Below are 15,407 nucleotides of genomic sequence, written 5' to 3' on the forward strand. Positions count from 1 at the left end.
GAGGCGCAGGCGCTCAACGCCACGACGGCGCTCAACGCCACGACGATCGGCACGCGGCCCGAACACGTGGGCATCTCCAAGACCGAAGGCAAATGGAAGGGCAAGGCCGGTGTCGCCGAACATCTCGGCGCCGATACCTTCGTGCACGTGCATACGGAAAAGGTGGGCACGATCACGGTGCGTGCGCCGGGTGATTTCGACATCCATTTCGACGAGACCGTCTATTTGACGCCGGATATCACCCGCATCCATAAATTCGATCAACAAGGACTCGCAATCAGATGAACCGACTTGAAGGAAAATCAGCTTTGATCACTGGTTCGGCACGCGGCATTGGTCGCAGTTTTGCCGAGGCCTATATTCGCGAAGGCGCAACTGTCGCCATCGCCGACATCAACATAGAACGTGCTCGGCAGACGGCTAGCGAGCTTGGTACATTCGCTTATGCGCTGGCTATGGATGTCACTTCCCAGACCTCGATCGACGCTGCCATTGCCGCAGTTGAAGAGAGGACCGGCGGCATCGACATTCTGATCAACAATGCGGCGCTCTTCGATCTCGCCCCAATTGTTGAGATCAGCCGAGCGAGCTTCGACACGCTCTTCAGCATCAATGTCGCTGGCACCCTCTTTACGTTGCAGGCGGCGGCACGCTCGATGATCAAGCGCGGCCAAGGCGGCAAAATTATCAACATGGCGAGCCAGGCCGGACGTCGTGGCGAGGCGCTTGTCGGCGTCTATTGCGCGACGAAGGCTGCCGTGATTTCGCTTACCCAGTCCGCGGGCCTGGATCTTATTCAGCACGGCATCAACGTCAATGCGATCGCGCCCGGCGTGGTCGACGGCGAACACTGGGATGGCGTCGATGCAAAATTTGCCAGATATGAAAACAGGCCAATCGGCGAGAAAAAACGGTTGGTCGGCGAGGCGGTGCCGTTTGGCCGAATGGGGACCGCGGAAGATCTGATCGGGATGGCAATCTTTCTCGCATCCAAGGAAGCCGAATACATCGTCGCCCAGACATACAATGTCGATGGTGGTAACTGGATGAGCTAGTGGCTATAAGTCACGGAAGCCAAGTCCATTAGGATAATCAGAGCTGCCAGGATGAGCATCTCAGCTGCAACGAGTCAGGGCCACGTTCCGCACAAGGGTGCGTCGCAGTTGGCGCCGAAATTCGAGCACATCCTCACCACCGAACACAATACCTTCCTATGGCGCATCGATGATTACCCATGGGCGAATTCCCTGTGGAATTTTCACCCTGAGATCGAGATCCACCTTATCCGCTGCTCTTCCGGCACGGCCTATGTCGGTGACTATATCGGCGATTTCGGACCTGGCGACCTGACCGTGATCGGCAGCAACCTGCCTCACGATTGGGTTTCGCATATCGACAAAGGCGACAAGATCATAGCCCGGGATCTTGTCGTCCAATTCGATCCAGACAGGCTGCAACAAGCCGGGTGCCACCTTCCCGAGATCAAGTATCTCAGCAGGCTGCTTATCAGTGCTCAGCGAGGACTGAGATTCTGCGGCGCGACAGCGCAGCGAGCGGCTGATTTGCTCGAAAGTATTGGCGGTGTCACCGGATTGGAACGGTTGATCCGCTTCCTGCGAGTCCTGGAATTGCTGGCCTATTCCGATGAATGCGAAGTTCTGTCCTCGCCTGATTTCTCACCCAATCTCGACGCCGCAACGCTGGACACGATGCAGCGGGCAATTCTCCATATCCACGGCCATTTCACTGAGAAAATTCAACTTCCCGACGTCGCGTCTGTTGCCAATATGTCGACCAGCACATTCAGCCGGTTCTTCAGCAAGAATACCGGTCGCAGTTTTACCGACTACGTATCAAGCCTTCGCATAGGACGGGCTTGCCGGCTTCTGTCCGAGTCCGACACCGCGATCACGGATATTTGCTATCAAGTGGGCTACACCAACCTATCCAATTTCAACCGCACTTTCTTGCGCCAGGTCGGCAAAAGTCCATCAGCTTACAGGAGAGCCGCCCACGCAAAACACGTTTCCATAGAAGACAATACCCTCGACTGATCGCGACAATGCAACAATCGAGTCCTCCGGCGCAGGCAGATTGTGCACTCATCACCCTGTGATGGCGATCATGTGATCCCATTCTGAAATGCGAGAGACGCGGGGAAATAAACGCTTGCGGGATACTGAAAATCAAAAAACAAAAATTACAAAAAATCGAAAGCGTTTCGGGATTCGATGCGAGCCTTCGTCACCGAACCCCGAAACTAACAGGCATCACATTTCATTCGCGCGCTCCGCAGCCGGGAAGCCGACGTCCTTCATGACATCGTAGGGCACGGATTCGATCGAGCGCATCAACCGATATTCCGCCCACTTGCTGCGGATGAACGAGAGGAAGCCGGAATGCGGCCGCGGCGTGCCGGAATACCGGCCGGTAATCGTAACAGTCGTCATTTTCGTTGCCTTTCAAGGGGCTGGGGTTCATCTGACTTATTTAGTATCCGCCTGTCTTACATATAAGACAAACGAATATGCCTTATGCTAGTCTTCAAGGAAATTGATGAGACGGTCCTGGTTCGGGCCGGCACCAATGTCCCTGGCGATATAGCTCGGCAGGCGCGAGAGCTCGCGACGCAGCTTGGCTTGGCGGTGTTCAATCCGCGCCTGGCGGATGCGGCTTTCGAAGAAATCGGCAATTGCTGCCGTTGAGGTCAGTCTCATTGTCTTGCTCCTTTTGGGGTCCATCTGCTTGACGACTTGACTATCGGATTTATTTGATGTTCAATCAAACGAAATGGAATGATGCTATCGTTCAGATTTTTTGAAGGTGACGGTCATGGTCAATCCGCTTCCCGCTTCGCTTCCCATGCTTGAACTCGATGTGATGAGGACTTTTGTGGCGATTGCCGAGACCGGCAATTTCACCACTGCGGCGGAAGCGGTGTTCCGCACGCCGTCGGCCGTGTCGATGCAGATCAAGAAGCTCGAAGATACGCTGCGGGTCAGCCTGTTTCGCCGTGACGCCCGTTCCGTGACGCTCACCCATCATGGCGAAATCCTGCTCTCCTATGCCAAGCGGATGATCGCGCTCAACAATGAGGCCGTGTCGCGCTTCATCATGCCGGAAATGAGCGGCATCGTTCGTCTCGGCGCACCTGACGATATCGGCGAACTGATGCTGCCCGGCATCCTCAAGCATCTCTCGGAAACCTGGCCGCAGCTCGCCATCGACGTGACGATCGAATCCTCCGCCAACCTGCACAAGATGGTCGAAGACGGCCGGCTCGACATGACGCTCTACAATTTTCAGAACAGCGTGCGCGCCGATCCTGCCGAGAAGGTGATGACGGAAAAGCTCGTCTGGGTCGGCAAGCGGCATGGCCAGGCGCATCTCAAGACGCCGCTGCCGATTTCGGTCTGGGATTCCGGCTGCATCTGGCGTACCAAGGCGCTTGAAGAGCTGGCGGTGTCACGGATCGATTTCCGCATCGCTTACTTCTGCGGTAGCCATATGGGCCAGACAGCCGCGATCCGTGCGGACATTGCGGTTGCGCCGCTCGCCCGCTTCCTGGTGCAGGACGATATGGTTGTGCTCGGCGAGCGCGAGGGCCTCCCAGACCTGGGCACCTATGATGTCGGCCTTGCCGTGCGCGAAAATCCGCCGGCGCCGGTTGCCGCGGTGGCGAACTATGTCCGGACGTCGCTGGGTGACTATAGCCAGCAGCAGCCGGCTGCGGTGGCGGCTTAGGCCGTCTTCAGATCACCGCTTCGATCAGCCTGGGGCCTCTGCCTGATATGGCCGAGCGGAAGGCGTTTGCAAAACCCGTGACGGTGTTGGTGCGGACGGCTTCGACACCCATGCCCTCGGCGAGCTTGACCCAGTCGAGATCGGGATTGCCGATATCGAACATGCTGAGCGCCTTCGGCCCGCCATTGCCGGCGCCGACACCCTGCAATTCGTCGATCAACACGCGATAGGCGCGATTGGCATAGATAACCGTCGTCACATCGAGCTTTTCACGCGCCTGGGTCCATAGCGATTGCAGCGTATACATGCCGCTGCCGTCGGCCTGCAGATTGACCACCTTGCGATCGGGGCAGGCAAGCGCCGCACCGGTGGCGAGCGGCATGCCGCCGCCGATCGCGCCGCCGGGCACAAGGAGAGCGTCGAAGGGGGCTGCCGTTTCTAGGGACTGGTAAGAACTGAAGCTGCTGGTGATGCCTTCATCGACGACGATGGCCTGGTCCGGCAGGAAATGGCTGACCACGCGGGCGATGTCGACATTGGTGAGCGGCCCGTCGCTGGGCACGGCGGATGGCGCAAATGGCGTGAGCCTGAGGGCCTGGTCGGTGCGAAAGGCCGCCGCGACAGCTTCCAGGGCGGCGACACCATCCTCATGCGGATGGGCAAGCGCCAGCACCCGGCAGCCCGGTGGCGTGAATTCACTCGGCTGGCCGGGATAGGCGAAGAAGCCGATCGGTGCCTGGGTGCCAACAAGGATCAGCGTTTCAAGGCCGGCAAGAGACTGCACCGCCTGGGCGGCGCGATAGGGCATGCGTTCGACCGTCGCGCGGCCGGCGCCGCGTTCGATGCGCGGCGTGAACGTGTCGGCCAGTAGGCGCGCGCCGGTCGCCGTGGCAATCTTGGCCGCTGCAGCGAGCCCACGGCCATGCAGGGCGGCGCCGCGCAACAGGAGGGCTGTTCTGCCGTGCCGGAGTGCGGCCACGGCTGCGTCGACAGCATGATCGGGGACCTCAGGTGCTTGCGGAACAGGAAGTGGCCTTGCCGGACCCTGTGCTTGGTTCCAGGCCGTGTCGGCCGGCAGGATGAGGCTGGCGATCTGGCCGGGCGGAACCTGTGCCGCCTGCACCGCCCGTGCCGCATCGGCGGCCACGTCGCGTGCCTCGCGCGACGAGACTTTCCAGTGGGACACGGTGTTGGCATAGGCTTTGACGTCGCTTGTCAGCGGCGCGTCGTAGCGCTGGTGATAGGTCGCATGGTCGCCGATGATGTTGACCACCGGCACGCCGCCCTTGCGGGCATTGTGCAGATTGGCAAGCCCGTTGGCGAGACCTGGGCCGAGATGCAGCAGCGTCGCCGCCGGCTTGCCGGCCATGCGGGCATAGCCATCGGCGGCACCGGTRACGACGCCCTCGAACAGGCCGAGCACGGCCCGCATGCCCGGCACGCGATCAAGTGCGGTGACGAAATGCATTTCCGATGTGCCGGGATTGGCAAGACAGAGTTCGACGCCGCAATCGACCAGCGTGCGGAGCAGGCTCTCGGCCCCATTCATCGGCCTGGAATCGACATCCGCCTCAACGTCTTTGCGCGCGTCCATCGACCGCTCCTCCCGTCCTGTCACCCAATTTGCAACTGTAGCGGATTTGGGTGGGGACGCCAGCGTCAGTCTTCTATGTTCCAGCCATGATGTCGCGATTGAGTGTTCATCACTTTGCTGCTATTGTTAGCCAAATTGATGGTCGTGGCTAACGGAATTTTGAGATGAAAGCTGCAGCGCGAAAGCAGGAGCCGGTGATCGCGCAACGCGTGCCTGAATTGGCCGCACTTGTCGAACCGACGATGAAGGATGCCGAGGAGCAGGGTTTCCTGGAGACGAAGGAGAGCCGGGTCACGGCGCGCGTGAGTGCCAGGATGATCGCCGCTGCAAAGGCGCGGACTGGCATCAGCTCCGATTCCGATCTGGTAAAATTCGCCCTTGCTCAACTGGCTGTCGAAGACCCGTTCAAGAAGGCGTTTCGCGAGCTGGAAGGTTCTATCGATCCAGATATCGATCTGGAGTTCTGATTTGTCCGGCTTCGATTTTGACGCAGCTTTGCGCTGGGCGCGAAGGTTTCCGAACAGCGGTTTGGCGAGGCGATCCGGCTCTGCGCTTCAGTTCTTCGATCCGCGGCAGTTCGATCAGATTCTATTGCTCGACACCTCGGTCTACATAGATCGCCTGCAAGGCAAGATTTCTGCAGAACTCCGCCATTTCCTGGAATCGAATGCCCACAGTCACTCCACAATCTCACTGCAGGAAATCATGATGACGGTCGGGGTTCTTGATCCCGAGGATATGCGCACAAGGTCAGCCGTCAGCAAGATTGGGGCACTTGTCGAATCGATCCACCCACATCGTCTTCATCAACCCGACATTGACACATGCGGGCGCGCTGCCCTGTTGGCTGGCACGCTCAGTCGCATTCAAGGCTATGGCAAGGAGCATCGTGCCCGGGCGCTCAGTGACTGCACGCTGTTCCTGCAGTCACTAAAGCTCGGCGCAACTTTGCTGACCCGCAACTACGCCGACTTCGACATTCTCCTGCAGATGATCCCCAGCGGACGGGTGCTGTTCTATTAGCCCCGCTCGCGCCGCCGCCGGCGGCCGCCGCCTTCGTCATTGCCCGCTGTGATCACCTTGCGTTCCGGCAGGGTGACGACCTTGGCGAGTTCCGGAAACGCATCGACCTTGTTGGGCATGGCCATGGCGTCGATGAAGAGCTGCTGGAAATGCGGCTCGAGCGCGGTCTCGATCTTCTCGATCTTCTTGACCATACCCTCGATCTCGCGGCGATGGCCGCGATTGAGCAGCGCCATCAGCGCGCCGGTGCCTGCGGCATTGCCGACGGCCTTGACTTCGTTGAGGTCGCAATCCGGGATCAGGCCGAGCACCATGGCGTATTTCGGATCGATGAAGGAGCCGAAGGCGCCGGCGAAGCGGATCATATCGACCTTTTCGACGCCCTGCTTCTCCATCAGCAACTTGATGCCGGCGTAGAGGGCGGCCTTGGCGAGCTGGATGGCGCGGACGTCGTTCTGGGTGACGGTGATGCGCTGTTCGCCGTCGCGCAGCAGGTAGGAGAAGGTGCGGCCGTTCTGGATGATGCGCGGGCTCTTTTCAGCCATCGAACCGTCAACGACGCCGTCCTCCGAAATGACGCCGGAGAGATACATTTCGGCGACGACTTCGATGATCGCCGAGCCGCAAATGCCGGTGACGCCGGTGCTGGCGGCAGCCTCTTCGAAACCTTCCTCATCCGACCACTTGTCGACGCCGATGACGCGATAGCGCGGTTCGAGCGTGACGGGATCGATACGGACGCGTTCGATGGCGCCCGGCGCGGCGCGCTGGCCGGAGGAGATTTCGGCGCCTTCGAAGGCGGGGCCGGTGGGCGAGGAGGCGGCGACGACGCGGTTCTTGTTGCCCAGTACGATTTCGGCATTTGTGCCGACATCGACGAGCAGCATCATCTTGTCCTGGCGATAGGGACCTTCCGACAGCGTCGCACCTGCGGCGTCGGCGCCGACATGGCCGGCGATGCAGGGCAGCATGTAGACGCGGGCGCCGCGATTGACCTTGATGTCGATCTCATGCGCCCAATATTGCAGCGCGCCGGAGACGGCGAGTGCAAACGGCGCTTGGCCGAGTTCGGTTGGGTCGATGCCGAGAAAGAGATGGTGCATGATCGGGTTGGCGACGAAGACCATGTCGAGGATATCGTTGCGATCGACGCCATTCTCCTCGCAGACCTTGCCGATCAGGCCGTTGACCGCTTCGCGTACGGCGATGGTCATCGCTTCGCGGCCGTCCGGATTCATCATCACATATGAGACGCGGCTCATCAGGTCTTCGCCGAAGCGGATCTGCGGATTCGACGTGCCGGTCGAGCCGATGATGCGGCCCGAGAGCAGCGACACGAGATGCATGGCGATGGTCGTCGAGCCGATGTCACAGGCGATGCCATAAGCCTCGTTCTTGAGATCCGGCCATAGACCGACGATGAAGGGTCGCGATGAATCCATGTCGCGATGGATGGCGGCGGTGACACCCCAATTGCCCTTGCGCAGTGTCTTCTGCACGTCGGGGATAATGTGCGGGGCAATCAGCAGGTCCTTCCAGCCCCAGTCTTTTTCGAGCATGACCTTCAGCCGATCAAGATCGCCGAGCGGCTTGTGCATGTCGGGCTCGTCTACTTCCACGTAGCAGAGCTGGATCGCAGCATTGCGCTCGATAACCCGGTCGCTTGCAGCCTTGCGGACCACCTGGGCGTTGACGACGGTATCCTGCGGCACGTCGACGACGAGGTCGCCAAGAATCAATGCCGAGCAGGAGAGACGGCGATTTTCCGGCAGGCCGCGGACGCGGTCGTAGCGCTCTTCCTTGGCGCCGCGCGGGGAGATATGGTCGTTGGAGGAGACGATCTTGTGCTTGGCAAAATTGCCTTCCTGCACCTCGATCTGACAGCGCCCGCAAGTGGCGCGGCCGCCGCAGACGCTTTCGACATAGACGCCGAGCTTTCGCGCTGCCTCGAGGATGGGAGTGCCGACCGGAAACCGCCCACGCTTGCCCGAAGGCATGAACAGAACCAGCGGATTCTCGCTTGCGGCTTCGGCCATGATCGACTCATTTCCCGACGTGTCGTCGTAACGCATTCTCATGTCTCCGAGGAATCGACGCCCCCCGGCCTCTGTTCCGTTCCTGCCAGATTGCGCTTTCGGCGCAAACAACAATTGTCAAATCCCGACATGCAAAGATCACCCTGCGGTTTCGCGAGGGTGATCCCGATCGTTCAGCCATGCTGAGCCGCAGCAATTACTCGGTTGCGGCACCCGCACCCGTGCGCGCTGCACGACCGCCACGGCGGCCAGCCGGAGCGGCAGACGCGGCAGCGGTCGGCGATGCGGCGCCGCCTTCGGCGGGCTTGTAGTCGCGATAGGTCATGATCCAGTTCGAGCAATTGGCGTCGGTGCCGTTCAGCACGTTGGCAGCGCGGACGGCTTCCATTTCCTGCGGGCGGGTGGGGTTCATGATGGCCGAGGTCATGCCGGCGCCGATGACCATCGGGATGAAGCCGGCATTGATGCCATGGCGGTGCGGCAGGCCAAAGGAGATGTTGGAGAGGCCGCAGGTGGTGTTGACCTTGAGCTCTTCGCGCAGGCGGCGGAGCAGGGCGAAGACCTGGCGGCCTGCGTCGCCCAGCGCGCCGATCGGCATGACCAACGGGTCGACCACGACGTCCTCCGGCTTGATGCCATGATCCATCGCGCGCTCGACGATCTTCTTGGCGACGGCGAAACGCACGTCCGGGTCCATGGAAATGCCGGTCTCGTCGTTGGAGATCGCCACGACCGGAACATTATACTTCTTGACCAGCGGCAGGATGGCTTCCAGCTTTTCCTCTTCGCCGGTGACGGAGTTGATCAGCGGGCGGCCCTTGGCGACCTTGAGGCCGGCCTCGATCGCGGCTGTCACCGACGAGTCGATGGAGAGCGGCAGGTCGACGAGGCCCTGGACGATTTCGAGCGTCTGCACCAGAAGGCCCGGCTCCGTCTCGTTGGGGTTGACCGAGGTGACGCCTGCGTTGACGTCCAGCATGGTGGCGCCGCAGGCGGCCTGTTCCAGCGCGTCCTTGATGACCGTCTCGAAATTGCCGGCCTGCATTTCGGCGGCGAGCTTCTTGCGGCCGGTCGGGTTGATGCGTTCGCCGATGACGCAAAAGGGCTGGTCAAAGCCGATGACGATTTCGCGGGTGGCGGAGGCGACGATGGTGCGGGTCATGGATCATCCTATAAGAGGTTCCGATGATATAAAGATTTCTTTATATCGTTATGTATTTTATGGCAAGCCGATAGGCGAGATGTTGGGGCCTATCGAACGGATTGGTCCACCAGAGCGTTGGCGGTCTCTTCCTGCAATTCGTGAAATTCGGGACGGGGCGTGCGCTTCCAGGGCGTGCGGCCCTTAAGGACGCCGGATTCATGCACGATTTCCGAGACGTATTCCTCCTGGCGATAGGCCATCACATGGATGCCGCTGACGCCCGGGATTTCCTTGACCTCGTTGATGATGTCGATGCAGAGCTGCTTGCCTTCCTTCTTCTGGTCAGCCGCGCCCTCCAGGCGGGCGATGACCGAATCCGGTATATGGATGCCCGGCACGTTCGAGCGGATCCACTTGGCGGTCTTGGCAGAGGCCATCGGACCGACGCCAGCGAGGACGAAGCATTTTTCGGCGAAACCGAGGTCGACGACCTTCTTCATATATTCCCTGAACATCGGTACATCGAAGCAATACTGGCTCTGCACAAACTGTGCGCCGGCCTCGATCTTCTTGCCCAGCCGATAGGGCCTGAAATCGTAGGGCGGGGCGAAGGGGTTGATCGCGGCGCCGAGGAAAACCTGCGGCGCTTTGGTGATCTTGCGGCCGGAGCGGAATTTCGATTCGTCGCGCATCATCCGCACGGTTTCGAGCAGCGACATGCAGTCGAGGTCGAAAACCGGCTTGGCGCCGGGCTGGTCGCCGGCCTGCACGCCGTCGCCGGTCAGGCACATGATGTTGGCAACGCCCATGGCGGCGGCGCCGAGCACGTCGCCCTGAATGGCGATGCGGTTCTTGTCGCGGCAGGCGATCTGCATGATCGGCGCATAGCCCATGTGGGTCAGCAGCGCGCAGATGCCGACCGAGGACATGTGGCAGTTGGCGCCAGATGCGTCGACGGCGTTGATGCCATCTACCCAGCCTTCGAAGATCGCCGCGCGCTTATAGACGTCTTCCGGATCAGCGCTATCGGGCGGGTTGAGTTCGGCGGTGACGGCGAATTCGCCGCGGCGCAGGACGCGTTCCAGGCGGCCGAGTGAAACATGGCCGGGGAGGGGATCGAGCGGCAGGTGCGCGCCGAGCGGGTTTTCGTCGATATGCACCATGCCGTTATGCGTCCTTCTTCATTGCTTCTTTTTCAGCGGCCGATTGTGCAGTCACCCGCAGCCAGGCAGAGGTTTCGCGCATAGACTGGTCGACCGGCTTCTGCACGTTCAAGATTTTGTCGCCATGCACCATGTTGCGCGAGCCTTCCCAGGCTTTGACCCAAACACAAGGCATGTTCGGCTCGACTTCGCAATTGCCGTTGGCGCGTACACCGCCGCAAGGGCCATTGCGCAACTGCTTCGGACAGTTCATCGGGCAGGACATGCCGGTCGAAGAGAGCACACACTGGCCGCACATGCGACAGTCGAACATCAGGCCTTTGACGCGCTTTTCGACCGCCTTCACCGGCCCTTCGACTCTGGCGTAGCCCAGCTTGTTCCAGATCGGATGGAGTAGCAGGAAGGTCTTGGCGAACTTGTCATAGAACCATTCGAGCGTGCGCGAATGGCGAATCGACCAGAGGCGGATCGTATAGCTCTTCGTCTGTCGACCGACAGCCGAGACGCCGGAGGGGACATAGGCCGTCGGCGGCTTCTTGTGGACCTTGAGTTCAACCATTTTCGCGCCCGCCTGCCTTCACCAATGCCACGAGCCGGTCGCGGTCATAGGCGGCCTCGAATTCTGCCGCTGCCTTGTCGGCCTCGGCTTCGAGATCGTCGGAGACCGGAACCGGATCGGCCTTGCGCCATTCCGCCAGATAATCATCGGTTTCGGCGGCGCCGGTGCGCATGGCGCACATGTCGATCGCTTCGGTAAAACGCACCGAAAGCTCGCGTTTGGCGTTCTGCCGGCCCTTCTTGACGATCACTTGCGCGGGTATGTCGCGCCAGTAGACGATGATACGATCTGCCATTCCCCGAACTCCTAAATGTGCGGCCACAATGGAACGAGAGGGGGCGTCGTTGCGCGGCCAGTCACGACGTCGCATTGATCATAATGCGACATGTTTTCCAGATTATGCAAGCGTGTAATTTGTCAGCTGACATAGCTGACGAAAGCATGCCAATAGTCGGGCAAATGCTCGAAGAAATAGGGGATGGCAAGTACCAAAGCATAGCTCACATAGCCGACGATTGCGCTGATCAGAGCGCCTATCACAACGCCGAGCCCGACAACGATGCCATCTCGTTCGCTCAGGCCCAACCCCATCAGCGCCATGGCGAAGGACGGGCCGATATTGCCGAACGGAATCGGCAGGAAAACGACGATCGCGAGGAGCAGGCAGAAGACGCCGATGACGCGTTCGAAGAGCCGGCTGCGTTGCGGCCAGGCGCGCGGGGTGATCAGCCGCTCGAGCTTCTCTATCCACGGCACGAAGCGATCGAGCATGGAAGAGAAGGCCTTGTTGTCGAAGCCATAGCCGTGCAGCCGCTTCGGCAGCCAGATGCGGTCAAGACGGGAAAAGGCCATCTGGAAGGTGATGAATACCAGCGGCAGGCCGAGAATGAATGTCGCGCCCGGCGGCAGGGGAATCATGCTCGGCAGGCAGAAGACGACGAGGAAGGCGCCGAAGGACCGGTCGGCCATGGCATCGGCAATGTCGCCGAGCGTGATCTTGTCGCCGGCATTGTCGGACAGTTGCCGCAGCAATTCCGATAGTTTGTGCGGCCTTTGCCGCATAGCGGGTTCGCGCYTGTCAAGCTCTTGGCTGTGATCCGACACGCGGGCTCCTTGATCGATATCCATACCAGCAAACGCCTTTCCCGCCGAGTCGTTGCGTTTTCGCGGGAAAGGTGGAGCTAAGATGGAGATCAGGGTGTCGTTATCAAGACCGGCAGCTCACGCTTCGATCATAGCCTTGGTCAGGTCGCCATAGCCGGTGAAGCGATATTCATAATCGAGCTTGAGGTAGTCCGCAGCCCATTTCGCCTTGTCCTGCAGGGCCTTGTCTTCGGTTTGGGCGAGATAGACGATCTTGGTATAATTGCCGAATATCATGTCGCGCAGTTCTGGATGCTTGTCGAGTTTCAGCGGCTCGATGATGAAGGCCTCGAATTGGCGGGTGATCAGGTCGGTCAGGTAGAAAACGCTGAATTCCTCTTCGCATTCGGAAAGGAATTTTTCGTTGCCGGTGAAGAAGGCGTAACAGTGCGGGCCGGCGATACGTTCGATACCTTCTTCCTCGCAGAGTTTGTCGATCTGCCCCTGCGTGCCGCATTCGGCATAGCCGATATAGATGCGGCGAAAACCTTCGGCCCGGGCTTCGGCAATTTTCTCGCGCAGGCCAGGCACGATCTTCTGCGGCGTCACATGCCAGATCGCCGGCAGACATTGCAGGTCGATGTGATCGAGCCTGTTCATCTCCTTGATGGCGAGCACTTCGCGGGCGATCGCGCCACAGGCGATGATTCTGAGCGCTTCGGGCTTGTCCTGGGTCTGGGGCGTGTCGAGCATGGCTTTATCCTTTGCCACCAATATAAGTCCGGCAATCGCGATTGGAATACTGGAAGCGTCAGAAGTCGCCGTCAAATCCGTCGCGCTGGGCAGAAAACCGCATAGGTCGTGTGAACCCGAGACCGGTAATAAGCATGCGCGTAGCGCATGCCACATTGAACAAATCTTCGAGTTGCGCGTTCAAAAAGCAGGCGATCAGCGACCGCGTCCCACCTGTCCGCAAAGCGCCCCTATTTCGTTCACGGGGTAGTTCTGCCCCGGTTCAGCCACTGTGATCGGAGAGCAAAATGACGACTGTTTCGACCAAGATCTTGATCGTGTTAAGTACCGTGCTTCTCCTTGCCTCATGCGCGAATACGGTGCGCGGCGTGGGCAAGGACATGACCAACACGGCCAAAGCAACCGATCATGCGGTTAAGCGTGCGGCAGACTGATCCCAACTTTTTCCAGGAGCACTATCATGAGCACTCTTTCGATCCGGATTGCCGTTGCCCTGATTGCCGTTCTGGCTCTTTCGTCCTGCGCCAACACGATTCGCGGCGCCGGTGAAGATGTCCATCAGACGACGCATGCCATCAAGCATGCTGCTCAATGAAGGATAGAAATCAGGTCAAATGAAAACCGGCCGCCCAGGTGGGCGGCCGGTTTGTCAAATTCCTGCCAACAAATCAGGCCTTGGCGGCGAGCATGTTGTGCTTGCGCTTGATGAAATCCTTGGCGGTTTCGACCGCGATTGCCGCGTCACGGCAATAGGCATCGGCACCGACGGCCTTGCCGAACTCTTCGTTCAGCGGCGCACCGCCGACGAGAACGACATAATCATCGCGGATGCCCTTTTCCTTCATCGTGTCGATCACGACCTTCATATAGGGCATGGTCGTGGTCAGAAGGGCCGACATGCCGACGATATCCGGCTTCTCGCGTTCCATGGCGTCGAGATAGTTCTCGACCGGGTTGTTGATGCCGAGGTCGATGACGTCGAAGCCGGCGCCTTCCATCATCATGCCGACGAGGTTCTTGCCGATGTCGTGGATGTCGCCCTTGACGGTGCCGATCACCATCTTGCCCTGCTTCGGCGCGCCGGTGGCAGCCAGCAGCGGCCGCAGGATGAACATGCCGGCCTTCATCGCATTTGCCGAAAGCAGCACTTCCGGCACGAACAGGATGCCGTCGCGGAAGTCGATGCCGACGATGCGCATGCCTTCGACGAGAGCCTGGGTCAGGACGTCATACGGCACCCAGCCACGCGAGAGAAGGATATTGGTGCCTTCCTCGATCTCTTCCTTGAGGCCATCGTAAAGATCGTCGTGCATCTGCTGCACGAGTTCCTCGTCCGAGAGCTCGGAAAGAATGATTTCATCGTCTGCCATTGCGTTCCTCGTGAGATTGGTTGCGGGATTCGACCGCCCCTTGGTTTTCACTATAGTGGGCGGGGAGGCTTTGCAAAGCGTTTTCGAAAACGACGCGGGCAAGAGCAATTTACGACGGGCGCGCCGCTATCCGGCAAACGGATTGACGACTTTGATTCCGTTTATGATTTGTCCATGTTGGAGGTCTTCGGTATAGAGGATGTCGCAATTGGTCATCATCGCGGCTGCGACGATGGCTGAGTCCCAATAGGAAAATTTCAGCTGCCGGCGGATATCAAAAGCCAGTTGCAACAGTTCAGGCGTCTGTGACTGGATTGGAAATCGGAGCATGGAGATAATAAAGCGTTCGGCTTCGTCGGAAGATATTCGCGTTGGGCGCGTCACCTGCACATAAAATTCCTGCAGCACCTGTACCGAAAGGACGCAATCATTCTGGTCGAGCAGCGTTTCTGCGATCGTCTTTTTATATAGGGCGGTTGGATCGGTAGCAAAGTAATAAAGAAGCACGTTCGTATCGATGAAACATGCGATCAAGAACGCTTTCGGTCGTGAAGTTCGTCGCGAGACAAGCGATCGTTTGGGTCGAAGCTCGTGACGCGGCTTTGAATTTCATGCTGCAGGTGCCTCAGACGCTCGAATTCTTCCGGAGAAGCGCGTTGGCTAAGACCCGATGAAATGCCTGTCAGATATTTCTGGACCATAGCTGAAACAGACGTATTAAGTTCCGCCGCTCTTAGTTCGGCGCGGCGGTAAATTTCATCATCGATGGAAACAGTGATATTCATCATGGTCTCAAAATATCAGAGCCCGGGATTTGTATCAACGAACTTCGCCTGATGGCGCAAACAGACAAATGCGTCATTTCGTTTCCAGCGTAGACATTGGCGCATAGAGGATTGTTCCTTTTGCGGCATCCTTTAGGATCAAAGGAAACACAG

21 protein-coding genes are annotated in these 15,407 nt (G+C 59.3%); 8 read left to right on the forward strand and 13 right to left on the reverse strand.

Translation table 11 applies throughout. The annotated features are described in order from the left end of the window. The 3 genes from AC1DYF_RS20000 to AC1DYF_RS20010 form a co-directional block, all read left to right on the forward strand. Positions 1 to 285, forward strand: a 285-nt coding sequence (locus AC1DYF_RS20000) for a TOBE domain-containing protein (protein ID WP_477878511.1), incomplete at its 5' end; no start/stop codon positions are given. Then, positions 282 to 1,055, forward strand: coding sequence for an L-iditol 2-dehydrogenase (locus tag AC1DYF_RS20005; RefSeq protein ID WP_477878512.1), 774 nt, complete (start codon positions 282 to 284; stop codon positions 1,053 to 1,055). The genes AC1DYF_RS20000 and AC1DYF_RS20005, both read left to right, overlap by 4 nt. 51 nt (positions 1,056 to 1,106) lie before the next feature. Further along, entirely contained in the window at positions 1,107 to 2,054 is a 948-nt protein-coding gene (locus AC1DYF_RS20010) for an AraC family transcriptional regulator (RefSeq protein ID WP_477878513.1), read from the forward strand. A 216-nt stretch (positions 2,055 to 2,270) separates the two neighbouring features. Here the strand turns inward: AC1DYF_RS20010 and AC1DYF_RS20015 are convergent, their stop codons facing one another. Together AC1DYF_RS20015 and AC1DYF_RS20020 are read right to left on the reverse strand one after the other, a co-directional pair. Beyond that, entirely contained in the window at positions 2,271 to 2,450 is a 180-nt protein-coding gene (locus AC1DYF_RS20015) for a hypothetical protein (RefSeq protein WP_477878514.1), read from the reverse strand. An 87-nt stretch (positions 2,451 to 2,537) separates the two neighbouring features. After that, a complete protein-coding gene (locus AC1DYF_RS20020) occupies positions 2,538 to 2,717 on the reverse strand; it encodes a hypothetical protein (RefSeq protein ID WP_477878515.1) in 180 nt (59 codons plus the stop codon). Between the two features lie 115 nt (positions 2,718 to 2,832). Between AC1DYF_RS20020 and AC1DYF_RS20025 the strand changes: the two genes are divergently transcribed. Next, positions 2,833 to 3,744, forward strand: a complete 912-nt coding sequence (locus AC1DYF_RS20025; RefSeq protein WP_477878516.1) for a LysR family transcriptional regulator — start codon at positions 2,833 to 2,835, stop codon at positions 3,742 to 3,744. A gap of 7 nt (positions 3,745 to 3,751) precedes the next feature. Here the strand turns inward: AC1DYF_RS20025 and AC1DYF_RS20030 are convergent, their stop codons facing one another. Next, positions 3,752 to 5,338 (reverse strand): acetolactate synthase large subunit, encoded by a 1,587-nt coding sequence (locus AC1DYF_RS20030; protein ID WP_477878517.1) that lies wholly within the window; start codon positions 5,336 to 5,338, stop codon positions 3,752 to 3,754. A 164-nt stretch (positions 5,339 to 5,502) separates the two neighbouring features. Between AC1DYF_RS20030 and AC1DYF_RS20035 the strand changes: the two genes are divergently transcribed. Next, positions 5,503 to 5,805 (forward strand): hypothetical protein, encoded by a 303-nt coding sequence (locus tag AC1DYF_RS20035; RefSeq protein WP_477878518.1) that lies wholly within the window; start codon positions 5,503 to 5,505, stop codon positions 5,803 to 5,805. 1 nt (position 5,806) lies between these two features. After that, positions 5,807 to 6,361 (forward strand): type II toxin-antitoxin system VapC family toxin, encoded by a 555-nt coding sequence (locus AC1DYF_RS20040; protein WP_477878519.1) that lies wholly within the window; start codon positions 5,807 to 5,809, stop codon positions 6,359 to 6,361. Here the strand turns inward: AC1DYF_RS20040 and AC1DYF_RS20045 are convergent. From AC1DYF_RS20045 to AC1DYF_RS20075, 7 genes are all read right to left on the reverse strand, one after another. Continuing rightward, complete coding sequence (locus AC1DYF_RS20045; RefSeq protein WP_477878520.1) at positions 6,358 to 8,433, reverse strand: ASKHA domain-containing protein; 2,076 nt, start codon at positions 8,431 to 8,433, stop codon at positions 6,358 to 6,360. The genes AC1DYF_RS20040 and AC1DYF_RS20045 overlap by 4 nt on opposite strands. A gap of 160 nt (positions 8,434 to 8,593) precedes the next feature. Beyond that, positions 8,594 to 9,559 (reverse strand): methyltetrahydrofolate cobalamin methyltransferase, encoded by a 966-nt coding sequence (locus AC1DYF_RS20050; RefSeq protein ID WP_477878521.1) that lies wholly within the window; start codon positions 9,557 to 9,559, stop codon positions 8,594 to 8,596. 89 nt (positions 9,560 to 9,648) lie between these two features. Further along, positions 9,649 to 10,701 (reverse strand): methylenetetrahydrofolate reductase, encoded by a 1,053-nt coding sequence (locus tag AC1DYF_RS20055; RefSeq protein WP_477878604.1) that lies wholly within the window; start codon positions 10,699 to 10,701, stop codon positions 9,649 to 9,651. Positions 10,702 to 10,708: 7 nt separating this feature from the next. Next, positions 10,709 to 11,263, reverse strand: a complete 555-nt coding sequence (locus AC1DYF_RS20060) for a methylenetetrahydrofolate reductase C-terminal domain-containing protein (protein WP_477878522.1) — start codon at positions 11,261 to 11,263, stop codon at positions 10,709 to 10,711. Further along, entirely contained in the window at positions 11,256 to 11,558 is a 303-nt protein-coding gene (locus tag AC1DYF_RS20065) for a virulence factor (protein ID WP_477878523.1), read from the reverse strand. Before AC1DYF_RS20065 ends, AC1DYF_RS20060 begins: the two co-directional genes overlap by 8 nt. A gap of 122 nt (positions 11,559 to 11,680) precedes the next feature. Beyond that, complete coding sequence (locus tag AC1DYF_RS20070; RefSeq protein ID WP_477878524.1) at positions 11,681 to 12,325, reverse strand: exopolysaccharide biosynthesis protein; 645 nt, start codon at positions 12,323 to 12,325, stop codon at positions 11,681 to 11,683. A gap of 159 nt (positions 12,326 to 12,484) precedes the next feature. Beyond that, positions 12,485 to 13,099 (reverse strand): DUF1638 domain-containing protein, encoded by a 615-nt coding sequence (locus AC1DYF_RS20075; RefSeq protein WP_477878525.1) that lies wholly within the window; start codon positions 13,097 to 13,099, stop codon positions 12,485 to 12,487. A 287-nt stretch (positions 13,100 to 13,386) separates the two neighbouring features. Between AC1DYF_RS20075 and AC1DYF_RS20080 the strand changes: the two genes are divergently transcribed. Both AC1DYF_RS20080 and AC1DYF_RS20085 read left to right on the forward strand, forming a co-directional pair. After that, a complete protein-coding gene (locus AC1DYF_RS20080) occupies positions 13,387 to 13,533 on the forward strand; it encodes a hypothetical protein (protein ID WP_477878526.1) in 147 nt (48 codons plus the stop codon). Between the two features lie 26 nt (positions 13,534 to 13,559). After that, a complete protein-coding gene (locus AC1DYF_RS20085; RefSeq protein WP_477878527.1) occupies positions 13,560 to 13,694 on the forward strand; it encodes an entericidin EcnAB in 135 nt (44 codons plus the stop codon). A 73-nt stretch (positions 13,695 to 13,767) separates the two neighbouring features. Here AC1DYF_RS20085 and AC1DYF_RS20090 read toward each other — a convergent pair whose 3' ends face one another. From AC1DYF_RS20090 to AC1DYF_RS20100, 3 genes are all read right to left on the reverse strand, one after another. Then, positions 13,768 to 14,469, reverse strand: coding sequence for a corrinoid protein (locus AC1DYF_RS20090; RefSeq protein WP_477878528.1), 702 nt, complete (start codon positions 14,467 to 14,469; stop codon positions 13,768 to 13,770). Between the two features lie 126 nt (positions 14,470 to 14,595). Beyond that, a complete protein-coding gene (locus AC1DYF_RS20095; RefSeq protein ID WP_477878529.1) occupies positions 14,596 to 15,003 on the reverse strand; it encodes a PIN domain-containing protein in 408 nt (135 codons plus the stop codon). Then, complete coding sequence (locus tag AC1DYF_RS20100) at positions 15,000 to 15,254, reverse strand: DUF6364 family protein (protein WP_477878530.1); 255 nt, start codon at positions 15,252 to 15,254, stop codon at positions 15,000 to 15,002. Before AC1DYF_RS20100 ends, AC1DYF_RS20095 begins: the two co-directional genes overlap by 4 nt. Between the last annotated feature and the right edge of the window lie 153 nt (positions 15,255 to 15,407).

The organism is Rhizobium sp. P2_G9 (assembly GCF_056403475.1).